This window comes from Streptomyces gamaensis, assembly GCF_042656465.1.
GTDB lineage: Bacteria > Actinomycetota > Actinomycetes > Streptomycetales > Streptomycetaceae > Streptomyces > Streptomyces gamaensis.
In genome coordinates this window covers 67,152-83,185 of sequence record NZ_JBHSPB010000023.1, presented here as the reverse complement: position 1 = coordinate 83,185, position 16,034 = coordinate 67,152, and the positions used below count along the sequence as shown (strand labels likewise).

At 73.6% G+C, this 16,034-nt stretch carries 13 protein-coding genes and 1 pseudogene; 13 read left to right on the top strand and 1 reads right to left on the bottom strand.

What is annotated here, in order from left to right; genetic code table 11:
• Nucleotides 1–118: 118 nt before the first annotated feature.
• From ACFP1Z_RS28360 to ACFP1Z_RS28330, 7 genes are all read left to right on the top strand, one after another.
• Nucleotides 119–493, top strand: a complete 375-nt coding sequence (locus tag ACFP1Z_RS28360; protein ID WP_390320516.1) for an ArsC/Spx/MgsR family protein — start codon at nt 119–121, stop codon at nt 491–493.
• Between the two features lie 569 nt (nt 494–1,062).
• On the top strand, nt 1,063–1,623 hold the full coding sequence (locus tag ACFP1Z_RS28355; protein ID WP_390320515.1) for a winged helix-turn-helix domain-containing protein: 561 nt from the start codon (nt 1,063–1,065) through the stop codon (nt 1,621–1,623).
• A gap of 158 nt (nt 1,624–1,781) precedes the next feature.
• Nucleotides 1,782–3,059, top strand: a complete 1,278-nt coding sequence (locus ACFP1Z_RS28350; protein WP_390320514.1) for a sensor histidine kinase — start codon at nt 1,782–1,784, stop codon at nt 3,057–3,059.
• 89 nt (nt 3,060–3,148) lie between these two features.
• A complete protein-coding gene (locus tag ACFP1Z_RS28345) occupies nt 3,149–3,796 on the top strand; it encodes a response regulator transcription factor (RefSeq protein ID WP_390320513.1) in 648 nt (215 codons plus the stop codon).
• A 120-nt stretch (nt 3,797–3,916) separates the two neighbouring features.
• A complete protein-coding gene (locus ACFP1Z_RS28340) occupies nt 3,917–4,714 on the top strand; it encodes a tyrosine-protein phosphatase (protein ID WP_390320512.1) in 798 nt (265 codons plus the stop codon).
• Nucleotides 4,715–4,849: 135 nt separating this feature from the next.
• On the top strand, nt 4,850–6,784 hold the full coding sequence (locus tag ACFP1Z_RS28335) for a hypothetical protein (RefSeq protein ID WP_390320511.1): 1,935 nt from the start codon (nt 4,850–4,852) through the stop codon (nt 6,782–6,784).
• Nucleotides 6,785–6,874: 90 nt separating this feature from the next.
• Nucleotides 6,875–7,573 carry a TetR/AcrR family transcriptional regulator gene (locus ACFP1Z_RS28330; RefSeq protein WP_417801289.1) on the top strand — a complete coding sequence of 233 codons (699 nt, stop codon included), beginning with the start codon at nt 6,875–6,877 and terminating at the stop codon, nt 7,571–7,573.
• A gap of 16 nt (nt 7,574–7,589) precedes the next feature.
• On the opposite strand, the pseudogene ACFP1Z_RS28325 reads toward ACFP1Z_RS28330, so the two are convergent.
• A pseudogene (locus ACFP1Z_RS28325) lies at nt 7,590–8,978 on the bottom strand (alpha-amylase); the annotation flags it as partial.
• Nucleotides 8,979–9,160: 182 nt separating this feature from the next.
• Between ACFP1Z_RS28325 and ACFP1Z_RS28320 the strand changes: the two are divergent.
• From ACFP1Z_RS28320 to ACFP1Z_RS28295, 6 genes are all read left to right on the top strand, one after another.
• Nucleotides 9,161–10,465, top strand: a complete 1,305-nt coding sequence (locus ACFP1Z_RS28320; RefSeq protein WP_390320509.1) for an extracellular solute-binding protein — start codon at nt 9,161–9,163, stop codon at nt 10,463–10,465.
• Nucleotides 10,466–10,471: 6 nt separating this feature from the next.
• The gene (locus ACFP1Z_RS28315; RefSeq protein WP_390320508.1) at nt 10,472–11,422 is read left to right on the top strand and encodes a carbohydrate ABC transporter permease; all 951 of its coding nucleotides are present in this window, start codon (nt 10,472–10,474) and stop codon (nt 11,420–11,422) included.
• The gene (locus ACFP1Z_RS28310) at nt 11,419–12,270 is read left to right on the top strand and encodes a sugar ABC transporter permease (protein ID WP_390320507.1); all 852 of its coding nucleotides are present in this window, start codon (nt 11,419–11,421) and stop codon (nt 12,268–12,270) included. Before ACFP1Z_RS28315 ends, ACFP1Z_RS28310 begins: the two co-directional genes overlap by 4 nt.
• Before the next feature lie 146 nt (nt 12,271–12,416).
• Complete coding sequence (locus ACFP1Z_RS28305) at nt 12,417–14,060, top strand: glycoside hydrolase family 13 protein (protein ID WP_390320506.1); 1,644 nt, start codon at nt 12,417–12,419, stop codon at nt 14,058–14,060.
• Between the two features lie 23 nt (nt 14,061–14,083).
• Nucleotides 14,084–15,139 carry a LacI family DNA-binding transcriptional regulator gene (locus ACFP1Z_RS28300; RefSeq protein ID WP_390320505.1) on the top strand — a complete coding sequence of 352 codons (1,056 nt, stop codon included), beginning with the start codon at nt 14,084–14,086 and terminating at the stop codon, nt 15,137–15,139.
• A 36-nt stretch (nt 15,140–15,175) separates the two neighbouring features.
• Nucleotides 15,176–16,021, top strand: coding sequence for a phosphatase PAP2 family protein (locus tag ACFP1Z_RS28295; RefSeq protein WP_390320504.1), 846 nt, complete (start codon nt 15,176–15,178; stop codon nt 16,019–16,021).
• Nucleotides 16,022–16,034: the final 13 nt, after the last annotated feature.

Sequence of the window (16,034 nt, the reverse complement as noted above, 5' to 3'; positions counted from 1 at the left end):
CACCCGGGCCGCAAGGGGGCTGCGAACCCCTTGCCGATACCTTCGATTTTACCGCCGGGCACTGACAATCGCCCCTGGTCATCCGGCACTTGGCGGCGCTCCGGTACGGTGGTCGGCCATGGAGATCTGGATCAATCCCGCCTGTTCGAAGTGCCGCAGCGCCCTGACCCTGCTCGACGCCGCGGAGGCCGACTACACCGTCCGCCGCTACCTGGAGGACGTGCCCACGCAGGAGGAGATCCGCGCCGTGCTCGGCCGGCTCGGGCTGGAGCCGTGGGAGATCACGCGCACCCAGGAGGCGGCCGCCGCGGAGCTCGGCCTGAAGGACTGGCCGCGCGAGGAGGGCGCGCGCGACCGCTGGATCACCGCGCTCGCGCAGCACCCGAAGCTCATCCAGCGGCCGATCATCACGGCCGACGACGGCACGGCACTGGTGGCCCGCACGGAGGACGCGGTACGGGAGGCGCTGTCGCGCCCGGTGCGGGGTGCCTGAGACGGCAGGCGGTTTCCGGCGCCGGGGCCGACCGGCGAAGCCGGATGCCTGAGCGCGGCGGGCAGTTGCGCCAGGGGCGCCGAAAGCCGGGCCGGGCCGGGGCCACGCTCGGCGGTCACCGGGCGGCCGTCCCGCCGCCGTCATGGCCGACCGGGACGTCCTCGGCGGTCCGGCGTCGGGCGCCCCGTCGGCGCCCGGCTCGTGAACCCCGCTGCCCGGCACCGGAATTCCGGCGGGCCGGGCCGTAACGTCGCAGGCCGGGTGCGGATGTCGGGGTTCCGGATGAGGCATGCGGCCGGGCCTGCCGGCCCGTGGCAGGCCATGCTTCAATAGGGGCATGGCGAGCTTCCAGAACACCGCGACGGGTCACAGCGACCTTGAGCCTTTCTGGCCCTCCCGCCAGCACCACGACTTCGACCGGGTGTGTTGTCGCGCGCACTGACGCGCAGGCCCCCTCTCCCTGCTGATCCTCACGTCGAAGTCAGCCGCCGGACCAGGCTCCGGCCAACGGGCCGCGCACGAGTACGTCCTTTTCGACGGCCCCTCGCGCGAAAGAGCCGATCTCTGCCATGACGAACCTCCACACCCTCACCGCGCCCACGTCCGCGCCCGCATCCGCGTCCCCCACCCGCCCGGCGCCCCGCCACCGGCTGCGGGCCGTCTCCCCCGACGAGGTCCCGCCCGTCGCCGAGCTGCTGCACTCGGGCGTGGCGACCTGGCTGCCCGCACCGCAGCACTCGGTGCCCTCGCTGCCGGGCCGGCCGCCGATGGTCGGCTATCTCGTGCTGGTCCCGGCCGGGGAGCAGGCGCCGGAGCCGGCCCCGGCGGGGCGCGGGGACGCGCTCGTACGGATCGACCCCGAGCAGCGCACCGCGGCCGTCGCGGGCCGCCAACTGGACCTGACCTACCTGGAGTTCGAGCTGCTGGCGCACCTCGTCGCGCACCCGCACCGGGTGCACACGCGCGACGCGCTGGTGACCACGGTCTGGGGTTACGGGCACGTCGGCGACGGCCGCACCGTCGATGTCCACATCGCCCGGCTCCGCCGCAAGATGGGCGCCGAGCACCGCGGCTCGATCGTGACCGTGCGCCGCGTCGGCTACAAGTACACGCCGCCGGCCACGGCCTGAACCGCCCGGCACCACCCCCGCGCCCGACCGGCCGGGAGGGGGTGGTGCCAGGTACACCCCCGGCCGGGGCCCACCCCCCGTGACCAGCGCCGTCCCGAGCGGCGAGACTGGTGCCGGGCCCGAGGGACGGGTCCCGGAGAACGACGGGGGATACTCCCATGAAGGTCCGCGAGGCGCTCCTGGCCTCCGCGCGGGGGCTGTGGCTGCTGCTCTACGGCATGATCGCGTCGACGGTGATGCTCACGTTCACCGTGCTGTCGGTCGTCTACATCGTCGTGGGCATCGGCTTCCTCACCACGCCGACGGTCGTGGGCCGGCTGCGCGCGTACGCGAACCAGCGCCGCGCCTGGGCGAAGGCGTGGTCGGGGGTGGAGATCGCGGCCCCCTACGGCCCGCCGCCCGTCGTGCGCGGCGGGGTCGCGGGGCGGGTGGAGCTGACGGTCGCGCTGCTGAAGGACAAGTCCACCTGGCGTGATGTGCAGTGGCTGCTCCAGGACCTGACCGCGGGCGCGGTGCTGGCCCTGCTGCCCGCGGCGTCGATGCTGTACGCGGTGTGGGGCTGTGTGCTGGCCCTCGGCGTGTGGAGGCCGATCGTCCACTCCGGCGGCAACGAGTGGTTCGCGTTCATCCACATCACCGGTCAGACGAGCGCCAACTGGGCGGCCGCACTGGGGCTCTGCCTCGGCGTGGTGGGCCTGTTCGTCAACCACCGGCTGCTGCGCGCGCACTTCCTCGCCGCGAAGCCGCTGCTGCGGCCCACCACGGAGCAGGAGCTCGCACAGCGCGTCGACCGCCTCGCCTCCTCCCGGCACGACGCCGTCGACAGCTCCGCCGCCGAGCTGCGCCGCATCGAGCGCGATCTGCACGACGGCGCCCAGGCCCGCCTGGTGGCCATGGGCATGAGCCTCGGCACGATCGAGGCGCTCGTCGAGAAGGACCCGGACCGGGCCAGGCAGCTGCTGGCCGCCGCTCGCGCCGACTCCGCCGCGACCCTGGCCGAGCTGCGCGACCTCGTGCGCGGCATCCACCCGCCGGTCCTCGCCGAGCGCGGCCTCGGCGACGCGCTGCGCGCGCTGGCGCTGCGCATGCCGCTGCCCGTCGAGGCGGACGTGCGGCTGCCGGGCCGGGCGGAGCAACCGGTCGAGGCCGCCGCCTACTTCGCGGCGAGCGAGCTGCTCACCAACGCCGCCAAGCACGCGGGCGCGCGGCGGGTGTGGCTGGACGTCGAGCACGTACGGGGCGTGCTGCGCGTCACGGTCACCGACGACGGGTGCGGCGGCGCGGCCGTCCGGCCCGGCGGCGGGCTGGCCGGTGTCGAGCGGCGGCTCGGGGCCTTCGACGGGGTGCTCGCCGTCAGCAGCCCCGCCGGCGGACCCACCGTGGTCACGATCGAGGTGCCCTGCGCACTGCGGCACCCGGCCGGGACGGGACGCTAGCCGGGGTGGGACGATGGGCGGCGGCGGGGCCGCCGTCCGCGTCCTGCCGTTCGCCCCGCCGTTCCGTGACCGTGGAGTCGAGAGTTCCCGTGCGTGTCGTCATCGCCGAAGACCTGTTCCTGCTGCGGGACGGGCTGGTGCGGCTGCTGGAGGCGTACGGCTTCGAGATCGCGGCGGCGGTGGGGAGCGGGCCCGAACTCGCCCGCGCGCTGGAGGAGCTGCGGCCGGACGTGGCCGTGGTGGACGTCCGGCTGCCGCCGTCCTTCACCGACGAGGGCCTGCAGTGCGCGCTCGCGGCCCGGCGGGCCGTGCCCGGTCTGCCGGTGCTGGTGCTCTCGCAGCACGTGGAGCAGCTGTACGCGCGGGAGTTGCTGGCCGACGGCAGCGGCGGGGTGGGCTATCTCCTCAAGGACCGGGTCTTCGACGCGGAGCAGTTCGTCGACGCGGTGCGCGGTGTGGCGGCGGGCGGTACCGCGATGGACCCGCAGGTGATCGCGCAGCTGCTGGCGCGGCGCGAGCGGGAGAGCCCGGTCGCGGCCCTGACGCCGCGCGAGCGCGAGGTGCTGGAGCTGATGGCGCAGGGCCGTTCCAACGCGGCGGTCGCGGCGCGGCTCGCGGTGACCGAGCGGGCGGTCGCCAAGCACACCTCGAACATCTTCCACAAGCTCGGTCTGCCGCCGTCGGACGACGACAACCGGCGGGTGCTGGCGGTGCTGGCGTACCTGGACCACGGGTAGGGGGTGCGGCGCCGCGGGCCCGGTACGGGCGGGAAGCGGGCACCCCGTCCCGGCTGCGGAAGCGCCCTCGGCTACCGTTCGGCACAATAACGGTAGAAATCCGGCAAGGGAGAAGCGCGTATGCCGCAGATCGACGCCTCGACCATCGTCAACCTCCGGGACCTCGGTGGCATCGCGCTCGCCGGGAACTCGGCCGTGCGCCCCGGTCTGCTGCTGCGCTCCGGACAGCTCGACCGCCTCGATCCGCAGGCCGATCCGGCGGTGGCCGCCCTCGGCATCCACACGGTCGTGGACCTGCGCACCGCGCACGAGCGGCACGAGCACCCCGACCGGCTGCCCGAGGGCGCCCGGCCGATCGTCGCGGACGTGATGGGCGACGCGTTCACCGGCGGCGGCGACGAGAAGGTGCCGGCCCGTCTGGAGTCGGTGCTCGGCAACCCGGCGGTGGCGGAGGAGCACCTCGGCGGCGGCAAGGCGGAGAAGCTGCTGTGCGACTCCTACCGGGCGTTCGTGACCTCGGCCTCGGCGTGCGCGGCGTACGGGCGGCTGCTGTCGGCGCTGGCCGAGCCGGACTGCGGGCCGCTGCTGTTCCACTGCACGGCGGGCAAGGACCGCACGGGCTGGGCCGCGAGCGTGCTGCTGATGCTGCTCGGCGCGGACGCGGCGACGGTGCGCGAGGAGTATCTGGCCGTGATCCCGGCGGTGCGTGCCGCCTTCGCGCCCGCGATCGGCCGGTTCACGGCGGCGGGCGGCGACCCGGAGATCGCCGACGCGCTGCTGGGCGTGCGCCCGGCCTATCTCGCGGCGGCGCTGGAGCAGATGGAGCGCGTGTACGGCGGGGTGGAGGCGTACGTGCGTGACGGGCTCGGCGTCCCGGAGGCGGCGGTCGACCGTATCCGGGCCCGCTGCGTGGCCTGACCCTTCGACCAAAGATCGACCAAGGACCGTCCGGCACCGGGGAGTTGAGGGCCTGGGCAGTCAACTCCCGGGCCCCCGCGTGAGGGTCGCGTGAGGGTGAAGTGACCATCTCACCATTCACTCGTTCTACCGATCGTGGAGCAGCAAGCGACAGCCCCCCGGTCCCTCCCCGTCGATGTCGAGCAGGCCGAGGCCGCGCTCATCGAGCACTACCCGAGGCTGGTGCGGCTGAGCTATCTCGTGCTGCCCCCGATGGCCCGCAGCCGGCGCGTGCTGGCGGCGCACGCGCTCGTGCAGCGCGCGCTCCCGCGCAACCGGGTGGGTCCGCAGGAGCTGGTGGGGCCGGCCGTGCCGGTGCCGCGTGCCGGGCAGCGCACCCCGTTCGGCACGGGCTATGCGTATGTGCGGCAGCGCGTGCTGCGGTCCGCGCTCGCGGCCGGGGCGCCGCGCGGGCGCTTCAGGGTGCCGCGCCCCGAGCAGTTGCCGCCGCTGCTGCCGCAGGTGTGGGGGCTGCGGCTGTTCCCGCGCTCGGGCGGCGCCGACGAGCTCGCCCTGGACCAGGCGCTGGCGGGCCTGTCCGCGCCGGGCCGCGCCGCGTACGTGCTGCGCGCCCTGGAGCTGCCCGGTGACCGCGAGGTCCGTGAGGCGCTGGCCGCCGCCGGGGTCGCCGACCCGGACGCGGCCCTCGCGGAGGCGGCCCGGCTGCGGGCCCCGGCGGGCAGCCGGGACGCCTCGCTGCTGGAGTCGCCGGAGTTCGACCCGTGCTCCCTCCAGGCGCGGCCGACGGACATCGTGCGCCGCCGCCAGCACACGCGGGCCGCGCTCGCGGCCCTCGCCGCCGCCGTGGTGAGCGCGGCGCTCTTCGGCTGGCCCGCCGGGGACTGGGGCCCCGACGGCGCGGCCGCCCCGCCGTACGCGCGCAACGCGGCGGCCGAAGCGGCCCTGGATCCGGCGAAGTTGACCCGGGTCACGCCCGACGCGTGGAAGCGCGCCGACCGGGCCGGCTTCTCCGTCTGGCCCGCCCGGGGCGGCCGCACGGACGACACGGAGCTGCTGCGCCGGGCGCTGGCCGTGTGGGCCCGGCCGGGTTCCTCGGTGCGGGTGACGGCGACGCCCGGCACCGCGACCGGCCCGGCCGCCGGCCCCCCGCAGCTGTTGTACGCGGGCGAGGTCGGCCAGGCGGCGGTCGTCCTCTTCCACGACGGGCTGCGGCTCGTGCGCTATGCCGAGGCCAGGAGCGGCGACTCGGGAGGTGCCGCGCTGGACTTCGCGCGTACGGACGCGGCGGACGCGGACTCCGCGACGGCCGTGGTCGTCGGCCGCGCCGACACCAACGTCCGCTATCTGACGGCGCCTTGGGTCTCCTCGGCCTCCGTGCGCGACCTCCTGGTGCCCGGGGACTCCGGGCAGCCGCTGCGGCGCGACGCCGACGGTGTGACCGACCCCGTTCCGAGCCCCGCCTCCGTCTCCGGCTGCGGCACCTGGCCCGCGCTGCAGTTCGGCGGCCACCTGGTGACGGACCTGGGCGAGCTGGCCCCGGCCCGGCTCACCGCGGGCGCCCCCGACGCCCCGCACGATGTCAACAGCCCGGCGGCAAGGGCGGGTTGGGCGCATCTGGCCTGCCATCTTCAGTCGATGCGCGCGCAGGGCGTGCGCCAGGTCAACTCCTGGGCGTACGCGACGCAGTCGCTGCCCGCCGGCGGCGGGGAGGCCCAGTGGTCGTGCGCCCGAGGCGAGACCTGGCGGGGGGCGGGCAGTCGCGTGGTGGCCCTGTTCCAGGCTCCGGGGCAGCGGCCGGGGGCGCCCGGTTCGGCCGTAGCGCGCGCCGTGGACTCCCCCGCCTGCGGCGCGCACGACGCGCACGTCCTGGCGGGCGTGCTGTGGAAGGCGCCGTCCGGCGCGTGGTACGCGCTCGCGGCGGGCAGCGAGGACGTGCAGTCGATCACCGCGAGCGGCGGGGTGCGGGGCAGCGCGCCGGGCCCGCTGCTGGCCGTCCCCGCGAAGGAGGGCGCGCAGACCGAGCTGACCGCGCGCCTGGCGGACGGGCAGAAGATCGGCAGCCTGCACTGAACTCCCCTGCGGGCACCGGCCCGTGAGGCCCGCGTGAGGTCCGGGGCCCACGGGAACGAGCCTTTCGGAACAGGTGTCTAAGATGGGCCCATGACGAACGGAGTGCGCCGCAGGATGCCCGTCGAGCAGCGACGTGAGCAGCTGATCGCGGTCGCGCTCGACCTGTTCGGCAGCCGCTCCCCCGACGACGTCTCCATGGACGACGTCGCGGCCGCCGCCGGGATCTCCCGGCCGCTCGTCTACCACTACTTCCCCGGCAAGCAGAGCCTGTACGAGGCGGCCCTGCGGCGCGCGGCGCGGCAGCTCGCGGACCTCCTCGCCGAACCGCGCGAAGGCCCGCTGGGGCCACGGCTGTTGCGGGTGCTGCACCGCTTCTTCGACTTCGTCGAGCAGCACGGCCCCGGCTTCTCGGCACTCATGCGCAGCGGCCCGGCCGCCGCCGACAGCGAAGCCTGCGCCGTGGTCGGCGAGGTGCGCCGCGCCGCGTACGAGGAGGTCCTCGGCCACCTGGGGGTCGTATCGGCGCCGCCGCGGCTGGAGTTGGCGGTCCGCTCGTGGATCTCCCTGACGGAGACGACGGCCCTGCTGTGGCTCGACGACCGGCACATCCCGCGCGGCGAGCTGGAGGCGCAGCTGGTGCGCACCTTCGCGGCGATCACGGCGGTGAGCGCCTCGTACTGCCCGGAGATGACGGACGTGCTGCGGGACGTCCTCGTGGGCGAGCCGGAGGACAGCCCGTTCTTCGAACTGGCCGCCGGGCTCGGGATGCTGGTGGCGCAGCCGGGCTGAGCGGGCGGCCCTGCTTCCCGCATGCGCCGCGCGCGCCCGTGTGCAGCGCGAGTGCCGTGCCCGGCGCGACCGTCGCCGTGAAGGTGCCGTCGGCGTCCACCGTCACCGTCCGTCCGCTCTGGACGTCGCAGTACGCGCCCCCGGGCAGCCGGCCGCGGAAGGTCCGGGTCAGCGGGAACGTCTCGTGGTTGACGACGGTGTACCCCTTCCCGCCCCGGCCGAAGGCGATGGCCTGGTAGCCGTTGTCCCACCAGTCGGTCACGGGTGCGCCCCGCACCGCGTTGCGGAAGCCGACCATGGCCCGGATTTCGGGCCACTTGTGCTGGCACTTCCAGCCTTCGTGCCAACAGGCGGAGACGGCGCCGTTGTTGGGCGGTCCGGCGTCGCGGTCGGTGAACTCGTATCCGGAGTGGACGTCGGGGGCGCCGTACGGCCAGGCGAGCATGAAGACGTTGGCGAGGGTGTAGTCGGCGCCGTCCTTGTAGCTGAGGGTCGTGCCGTCGCGTTCGGTGTCCCAGTCGTCGACGAAGACGGAGACGTGGCCGTCGGGGAGGTAGGACCAGCCCTCGCCGAAGTTCCGCAGGTAGGCGAGGCGTTCGTGCCGCAGGACGCGTTTGAGGTCGCGGCCGTAGCGGAACTCCTGGACGTCGCCGGTGGGCAGGTACTCCTCGGGGCGGACGGCCTCTCCCGCGCCGCCGATGGTCTCCTGCTTCCAGTACACGTCGTGGTGCTTCATGCGTGCCTTGACGGCCGCCAGGTCGGTCTCCGCGATGTGCTTGGCCGCGTCGATGCGGAAGCCGTCGGCGCCGAGGGAGACCAGGTCGTCGAGGTAGGCGGCGATACGGCCGCGTACGTACGCCGAGCCGGTGTCGAGGTCGGCGAGGCCGACGAGTTCGCAGTTCTGCACCTCGGCCCGGTCCGTGTAGTTGGCGACCGGTCTGCGGCAGGTGTGGAAGTCCTGGTCCCGGTAGGTGCCGGGGTAGGTGTACTTGGTGTACGGGGTGCCGCCCGTGCCGGTGCCCGTCCCCGTGCCCGCGCTCATGTGGTTGACGACGGCGTCGGCGACGACCTTGACGCCCGCCGCGTGGCACGCGTCCGTCATGCGCGCGAACGCGGCGCGGTCGCCGAGCCGCCCGGCGATGCGGTAGCCCACGGGCTGGTAGGAGGTCCACCACGGGGAGCCCTGGATGTGCTCCTGGGGCGGGGAGACCTGTACGGAGCCGTAGCCGGCCGGGCCGAGGACGTCCCGGCACTCGCGGGCGACGGAGTCGAAGGACCACTGGAAGAGGACGGCGGTGACGTCCTTGTCACCGGGGACGGCGGCCCGTGCGAGGGGGGCGGCCCCGGCGAGGAGGGCGAGGCAGGCGGCGACGGACGTCACGGCTCTTCGGGCGGATCCGGGCACGGCGGACTCCTGGGGTGGGGGGCGGGAGCGGGGCGCGGCGGCGGCAACGCGCCGTGCCCGCACCACCGTTAACCCCGTTGTTCATTTCTTGCAAGACCTTTCGCAAGAGATTGCAGCCTGTTACCTTCCTCCACAGCTCGGGCCGCCCGCGACCGGTCGGCCTCCGTGAAGAGGGGATCCGTATGCGAAGAGGCATAGCGGCCGCCGCCCTCGCCGGTGCGCTGGCCCTGGCCGCCACGGCCTGCGGCGGCGCCGCCGGCGGCGGCAGGAGCGACGGCGCCCTGGCCGCGTCCGACCCGGGCAGCGTGCGCGGCACCGTCACCTGGTGGGACACCTCGGACGCGACGAACGAGGCCCCGGCGTTCCGCGGGCTCGTGCGGGACTTCGAGGCCGCGTACCCGAAGATCAAGGTCGACTACGTCAATGTGCCCTTCGACCAGGCGCAGCAGAAGTTCAAGACGGCCGCGCCGGCCGGCAGGGGCGCCCCGGACGTGCTGCGCTCGGACGTCGGCTGGACCCAGGGCTTCGCGCAGCTCGGCTATCTGAAGGACCTGAGGGGCACTCCGGCGCTCGCGGACACCGGGGACTTCCTCGACGGCCCGCTGCGGGGCACCGCGTACCGGGGCGGGACGTACGGCGTCCCGCAGGTCACCGACACCCTCGCGCTGCTGTACAACAAGGAGCTGTTCGCGAAGGCGGGCATCGAGGGGCCGCCGGCCGACTGGAAGGCCGTCAAGGACACCGCCCTGAGGATCAAGGAGCGGACGGGCGCGGACGGCATCGGGCTGAACCCGGACAGCTACTACTCGCTGCCGTTCCTCTACGGCGAGGGAAGCGACCTGGTCGACGTCGGCAGGAAGCAGATCACGATCGCGAACGCGGCCTCCCGCAAGGGCGTCGAGACGGCCGCCGGACTGGTCGCCTCGGGCGCCGCCCCCAAGCCGGCCGCGACGGACGGCTACAACGCCCTGAAGACGGACTTCAAGAACGGGCGGCTGGCGATGCTCGTCGACGGGCCCTGGGCCACCAAGGAGCTCTTCGGCGGGGACGCGTTCAAGGCCCGCGGGAACCTGGGCATCGCCCCGGTGCCGGCCGGTTCGACGGGCACGGCGGGCGCGCCGATGGGCGGCCACGACCTCGTGGTCTACGCCGGGGCGAGGAACTTCGACGCGGCCTACCTCTTCACCCGCTTCATGACGGACACGGCGCGGCAGGAGCGGATCTCGACCCGGATCGGGCTGCTGCCGACGCGCAAGTCCGCCTACAGCGAGGCCGTTCTGGCCGACCCGGTCCGCAGGGCCTTCCACGAGGCGCTGCGGACGGCCCGCCCGCGTCCGCCGCTGCGGCAGGGCGGTGATCTGTTCACCGACTGGCTGCCGCACTACACGCGGATCCTGACGCTGAAGGAGGACCCGGAGAAGGGTCTCAAGGCGACGGCGCGGGCTTGGCGGTCCGCGCTGCTCAAGGACTACGGGATCCAGGAGTAGCCGGCGATGGGCGCTCTCGTGCTGCGCGTGCGGCGGTCGTTCGACGCGTACTGGTACGCCTGGGCCATGGTGCTGCCGGTGGTCGTGGTGCTGGCGGTGCTCGTCGGCTATCCGCTGGCCCGGGGTGTCTTCCTGTCGTTCACCGACGCCGACGAGGCGAACGTCGCCCGCACCATCGGCGTCAACCACATCGCGGCGACGTACAAGTCCGTCGGTCTGGAGAACTACTGGAGGGTGCTCTCCGGTCAGGAGGGGCACTTCTGGTCGCGGCTGAGCTGGACCGTGGTGTGGACGGCGTCCTGCGTGGTCCTGCACTACACGCTCGGTCTCGGTCTGGCGCTGCTGCTCAACAGGCCGCTGCGGCTGCGGGCGTTGTACCGGGTGCTGCTGATCCTGCCGTGGGCGGTGCCCGCGTTCGTCGCCACGTTCTCCTGGCGGCTGATGTTCAACGAGAAGTACGGCGTGTTCAACGCGCTGCTGCACTCCCTGGGCGCGGGCCCGGTCGACTGGCTCGGTGACGCCACACTGCAGAAGGTGTCGGCGGTCGCGGTCAACGTGTGGCTGGGCGTGCCGTTCATGATGGTGGCGATCCTCGGCGGACTGCAGGCGATCCCACGGGAGTTGTACGAGGCGGCCGAGATGGATGGGGCGGGCCCGTGGCAGCGTTTCCGCCATGTGACGCTGCCGGGGCTGCGGACGGTGAGCGGGACGGTGATCCTGCTCGGGGTGATCTGGACGTTCAACCAGTTCCAGGTGATCTATCTGCTGCTCGGGCAGGGCGCGAGCAGCGAGAGCGAGATCCTGGTGACGTACGCCTACCGGCTGGCCTTCCAGGGAGTGCGCGACTACGCGGGCTCGGCGACGTACGGGATCCTCATCCTCTCGCTGCTGCTGGTCTTCGCCGTCTTCTACCGCCGCACCCTGGCCCGTTCGCAGAAGGAAGGGGCGGCCGCGTGACCTCTCCCGTACGCCGGCGGCCGCGCGGCACCCGCTCGCGCGCCGCCTCCGCCGCACTGCACGCGACGCTGGCCGTCGCGAGTCTGGCCGCCGTCTTCCCGGTGCTGTTCGTCGTGTTCGTCTCGCTGCGCGGACGGGACGGCTGGCAGGAGCCGACGCGGGCGACGGGCCTGTCGTTCGCCAACTACGGCCAGGTACTGGGGAAGACGGCTTTCGCGACGTGGTTCGGCAACTCGCTGCTCGTGGCGCTGGGCGCGACGCTGCTGGGCGTGTTCGTCGCGGCGAGCGCCGGCTACGCGGTCTCGCGGATGCGTTTTCCCGGGCAGCGGCCGCTCATGTGGACCTTCCTCGTCGTGCAGATGTTCCCGATGGCCGTGCTGATCGTGCCGCTGTACACGATCCTCGGCGATCTGGGGCTGCTGGACACCCGTACGGGGCTGGTGCTGACCTACTGCTCGGTCTCGGTGCCGTTCTGCGCGTGGATGCTCAAGGGCTACTTCGACTCCATACCCGTCGGCATCGACGAGGCGGGGCGGGTGGACGGGCTGAGCCCGTTCGGCACGTTCTGGCGGCTGATCGTGCCGCTGGCGCGGCCGGGCCTGGCCGTCACCGGCTTCTACTCGTTCGTCACCGCGTGGGGCGAAGTCGCCTTCGCGAGCCAGTTCATGAGCAGTGAGGAGCACTACACGCTCGCGGTGGGGCTGCAGACCTTCGTCGGCCAGCAGAAGGCCGAGTGGGGGCTGATGACGGCCGCCGCCGTACTGATCACCGTGCCGGCCGCGGTGGTCTTCTTCCTGGCCCAGCGGCATCTGGTCGCCGGGCTGACGGCGGGTGGCACCAAGGGGTGAGCCCGGCTCCCCTCCCGCGTCACCGGCCGGCGCGCGGGCACGTTGATGCGTACGTACCGCCCGTACCGCCGGACACCGCCGCGAGCGCGCCTCGCGTTCGCACCGTCCGTTCCGTTCAAGGCCCTTACGACCTTCAAGGGAAGTACATGACCCAGGACCTCGCCGCCAACGCCCCCGCCTCCGCCTCCCCGGCCGCCGGTCCGGCGGCCTCCGGCTGGTGGCGCAGTGCTGTCATCTACCAGGTGTACGTGCGCTCGTTCGCCGACAGCGACGGTGACGGCGTCGGCGATCTGCGCGGGGTGCGGGACCGGCTGCCGTATCTGGCGGGGCTGGGGGTGGACGCGCTGTGGCTGACGCCGTTCTACGCCTCCCCGCAGGCGGACGGCGGCTACGACGTCGCGGACTACCGGGCCGTGGACCCGCTGTTCGGGGACCTCTCCGACGCGGCCGACCTCGTGCGCGACGCGCACGCGCTGGGCCTGCGCGTCATCGTCGACATCGTGCCCAACCACACCTCGACGGAGCACGCGTGGTTCCGCGAGGCGCTCGCGGACGCCCCCGGCGGCCCGGCACGCGCCCGCTACCACTTCCGGCCCGGCCGCGGCACCGACGGCCAACTCCCGCCGAACGACTGGGAGTCGGTCTTCGGCGGCCCCGCCTGGACCCGCGCGGACGGCGCGGACGGCACGCCCGGCGAGTGGTATCTGCACCTGTTCGCGCCGGAGCAGCCGGACCTGAACTGGGAGAACCCCGAGGTCCGCGAGGAGTTCGCCTCGGTGCTGCGGTTCTGGCTGGACCTGGGGGTCGACGGCTTCCGCATCGACGTCGCGCACGGCATGGTCAAGGCGCCGGGGCTGCCGGACATCGGCCGCGCCGAGCAGGCCAAGCTGATCGGCGCGCAGGTGCTGCCGTTCTTCGACCAGGACGGGGTGCACGAGATCCACCGCTCCTGGCGGGCGCTGCTGGACTCCTACGACGGCGAGCGCATCGGGGTGGCCGAGGCGTGGGCGCCGTCGGCGGAGCGGCTCGCGCTGTACGTACGCCCCGACGAGCTGCACCAGGCGTTCAACTTCCAGTTCCTGACGTGCGACTGGGGCGCGGAGCCGATGCGGGAGGTCATCGACCGGTCGGTGGCGGCGACGCTGTCGGTGGGGGCGCCGACGACCTGGGTGCTCTCCAACCACGACGTGGTGCGGCACACCACCCGCTACGGCGGCGGCGATCCGCGGCTGGGGCTGCGGCGGGCGCGGGCGGCGACGCTGCTGATGCTGGCGCTGCCGGGCTCGGCGTATCTGTACCAGGGCGAGGAGCTGGGGCTGCCGGAGGTGGCGGACCTGCCGGACGAGGTGCGCCAGGACCCGGCGTTCTTCCGGGGCGACGGGCAGGACGGCACCCGCGACGGCTGCCGGGTACCGATCCCGTGGTCGGGCGAGCGGGCCCCGTACGGCTTCGGGCCCGGCGGCAGCTGGCTGCCGCAGCCCGCGCACTGGCGCGAGCTGTCGGTGGCCGCCCAGAGCGGGGACCCGCGCTCGACGCTGGAGCTGTACCGCTCGGCGCTCGCGCTGCGCAGGCGGCTGCCGGGCCTGGGCGACGGACGGATGTCCTGGCTGGACGCCCCGCCCGGGGTGCTCGCCCTCTCCCGGCCGGGCCTGGTGTGCACCCTCAACACCCTTCAGCGGGAAGCCGTGCTGCCGGTGCCGGGCCGGCCGGTCCTGGCCACGTCCGCCCTGGAGTTCACCGGCGGCACCGTGCGCATCCCCGCCGACGCGTGCGTGTGGTGGTCGGTCTGATGCGACCGGTAGGGTCGTCTCCCGTGACCGCCCGGCTCGCCGACATCGCAGCACAGGCGGGTGTCAGCGAAGCGACCGTCAGCCGCGTCCTCAACGGCAGGCCGGGGGTGGCCGCGGCCACCCGCCGGTCCGTGCTGGCCGCGCTCGACGTGCTCGGCTACGAGCGGCCTCTGCGGCTGCGGGAGCGCAGCGCCGGCCTGGTCGGGCTGATCACCCCCGAGCTGGACAACCCCATCTTCCCGGCCTTCGCCCAGGTGATAGGGCAGGCCCTGACCCGGCAGGGGTACACGCCGGTCCTCGCGACGCAGACCCCGGGCGGCTCCACCGAGGACGAGCTGACCGGGATGCTCGTCGAGCGGGGCGTCGCCGGGATCATCTTCGTCTCCGGGATGCACGCCGACACCACCGCCGACACGCAGCGCTACGAGCGGCTGCGCGCCCAGGGCGTGCCCTTCGTGCTCGTGAACGGCTTCTCGGAGCGGATACGGGCGCCCTTCGTCTCCCCCGACGACCGGGCCGCCGTCCGGCTCGCCCTCACACACCTGGTGGCGCTCGGGCACCGGCGCATCGGGCTCGCGCTGGGCCCGCGCCGGTACGTCCCGGTACAGCGGAAGATCGAGGGCTTCCTGGAGGGCATGCGCGAGCTCCTCGGCGCCGGTGCCGGAGCGGCCGAGGAGATGATCGAGCACTCGCTGTTCACACTGGAGGGCGGCCGGGCGGCGGCCGCCGCGCTCCTGGACCGGGGGGCGACCGCGGTGGTGTGCGCGAGCGACATGATGGCGCTGGGGGTGGTGCGGGCGGCCCGCGAGCGCGGGCTGCGCGTCCCGCGCGATGTGTCGGTCGTCGGCTTCGACGACTCCCCGCTGATCGCCTTCACGGACCCGCCGCTGACCACGGTCCGGCAGCCGGTGCGGTCCATGGGCCAGGCCGCGGTGCGCGCGCTGCTGGAGGAGATCGCAGGGACGCCCGCCCCGCACAGCGAGTTCGTCTTCCTCCCCGAGTTGGTGGTACGGGGTTCAACGGCTTCTGCGCCAAAGGCAAATGGGGCGCAAAGCGGCGAAGACCAGACTTGGGGATGATCTGCGCCCTCCCGCCGTCTGGCAGACTGTTCCCCTATGGGTGAAGCGACAGTCAGGACATTGGAAGGCCGTACGGCCACCACCCCGCCACCCACCGAGGAGCGAGCGGACCGGCCGGAGGACGGACGCCGCGTTCTGCGGAAGTTGCGGGCACCGCGCCGACCACGGCTGTGGTTCGAGGTGCTGCTGATCGCAGTCAGTTACTGGACGTACTCCCTCGTGCGCAATGCCGTACCGGAGCAGGAGGCGGCCGCCCTGCGCAACGCCGACTGGATCTGGCGCACCGAGCAGTCCCTGGGCATCGCCGTCGAGCACACGATCAACAAGGCCGTCAATTCGGTGACCTGGCTGATCGTGGGCATGAACTACTACTACGCCACACTGCACTTCGTGCTGACGATCGGCGTGCTGGTATGGCTGTACCGCTGGCACCCCGGCCGTTACGCGGCGGCCAGACTCACCCTCTTCGCCACCACTGCCGCGGCCCTGCTCGGTTACTACCTGTATCCGCTCGCTCCCCCTCGGTTGATGGAGGGCGTGCCCTTCATCGACACCGTCGTGGTCCACCACACCTGGGGCTCGATGGCCTCGGGCAATCTCGCGGACGTCTCCAACCAGTACGCGGCGATGCCGTCGATGCACATCGGGTGGTCGACGTGGTGCGGCGTGATGATCGCGACCCTGGCGCGCCCGGTGTGGGCGAAGGTGCTGGGCCTGCTCTACCCGGCGGCGACGCTGCTGGTGATCGTCTCCACGGCCAACCACTTCTGGCTGGACGCGGTGGGCGGCCTGCTGTGCCTGACGCTGGGCTTCGGGGTGTCGCGGGCGTGGTACGGGGCGTTCCCGTCGAGACTCGCGCGGCACGTGGCGCTGGCGGGCTGAGGACCGGACCCGT

Excerpts from the sequence above, each read along its gene's own strand:
- ACFP1Z_RS28360 (WP_390320516.1), top strand. The coding sequence starts at position 119 with ATGGAGATCTGGATCAATCCCGCCTGTTCGAAGTGCCGCAGCGCCCTG.
- ACFP1Z_RS28355 (WP_390320515.1), top strand. The coding sequence starts at position 1,063 with ATGACGAACCTCCACACCCTCACCGCGCCCACGTCCGCGCCCGCATCC.
- ACFP1Z_RS28350 (WP_390320514.1), top strand. The coding sequence starts at position 1,782 with ATGAAGGTCCGCGAGGCGCTCCTGGCCTCCGCGCGGGGGCTGTGGCTG.
- ACFP1Z_RS28340 (WP_390320512.1), top strand. The coding sequence starts at position 3,917 with ATGCCGCAGATCGACGCCTCGACCATCGTCAACCTCCGGGACCTCGGT.
- ACFP1Z_RS28330 (WP_417801289.1), top strand. The coding sequence starts at position 6,875 with ATGACGAACGGAGTGCGCCGCAGGATGCCCGTCGAGCAGCGACGTGAG.
- ACFP1Z_RS28320 (WP_390320509.1), top strand. The coding sequence starts at position 9,161 with ATGCGAAGAGGCATAGCGGCCGCCGCCCTCGCCGGTGCGCTGGCCCTG.
- ACFP1Z_RS28315 (WP_390320508.1), top strand. The coding sequence starts at position 10,472 with ATGGGCGCTCTCGTGCTGCGCGTGCGGCGGTCGTTCGACGCGTACTGG.
- ACFP1Z_RS28305 (WP_390320506.1), top strand. The coding sequence starts at position 12,417 with ATGACCCAGGACCTCGCCGCCAACGCCCCCGCCTCCGCCTCCCCGGCC.
- ACFP1Z_RS28295 (WP_390320504.1), top strand. The coding sequence starts at position 15,176 with ATGGGTGAAGCGACAGTCAGGACATTGGAAGGCCGTACGGCCACCACC.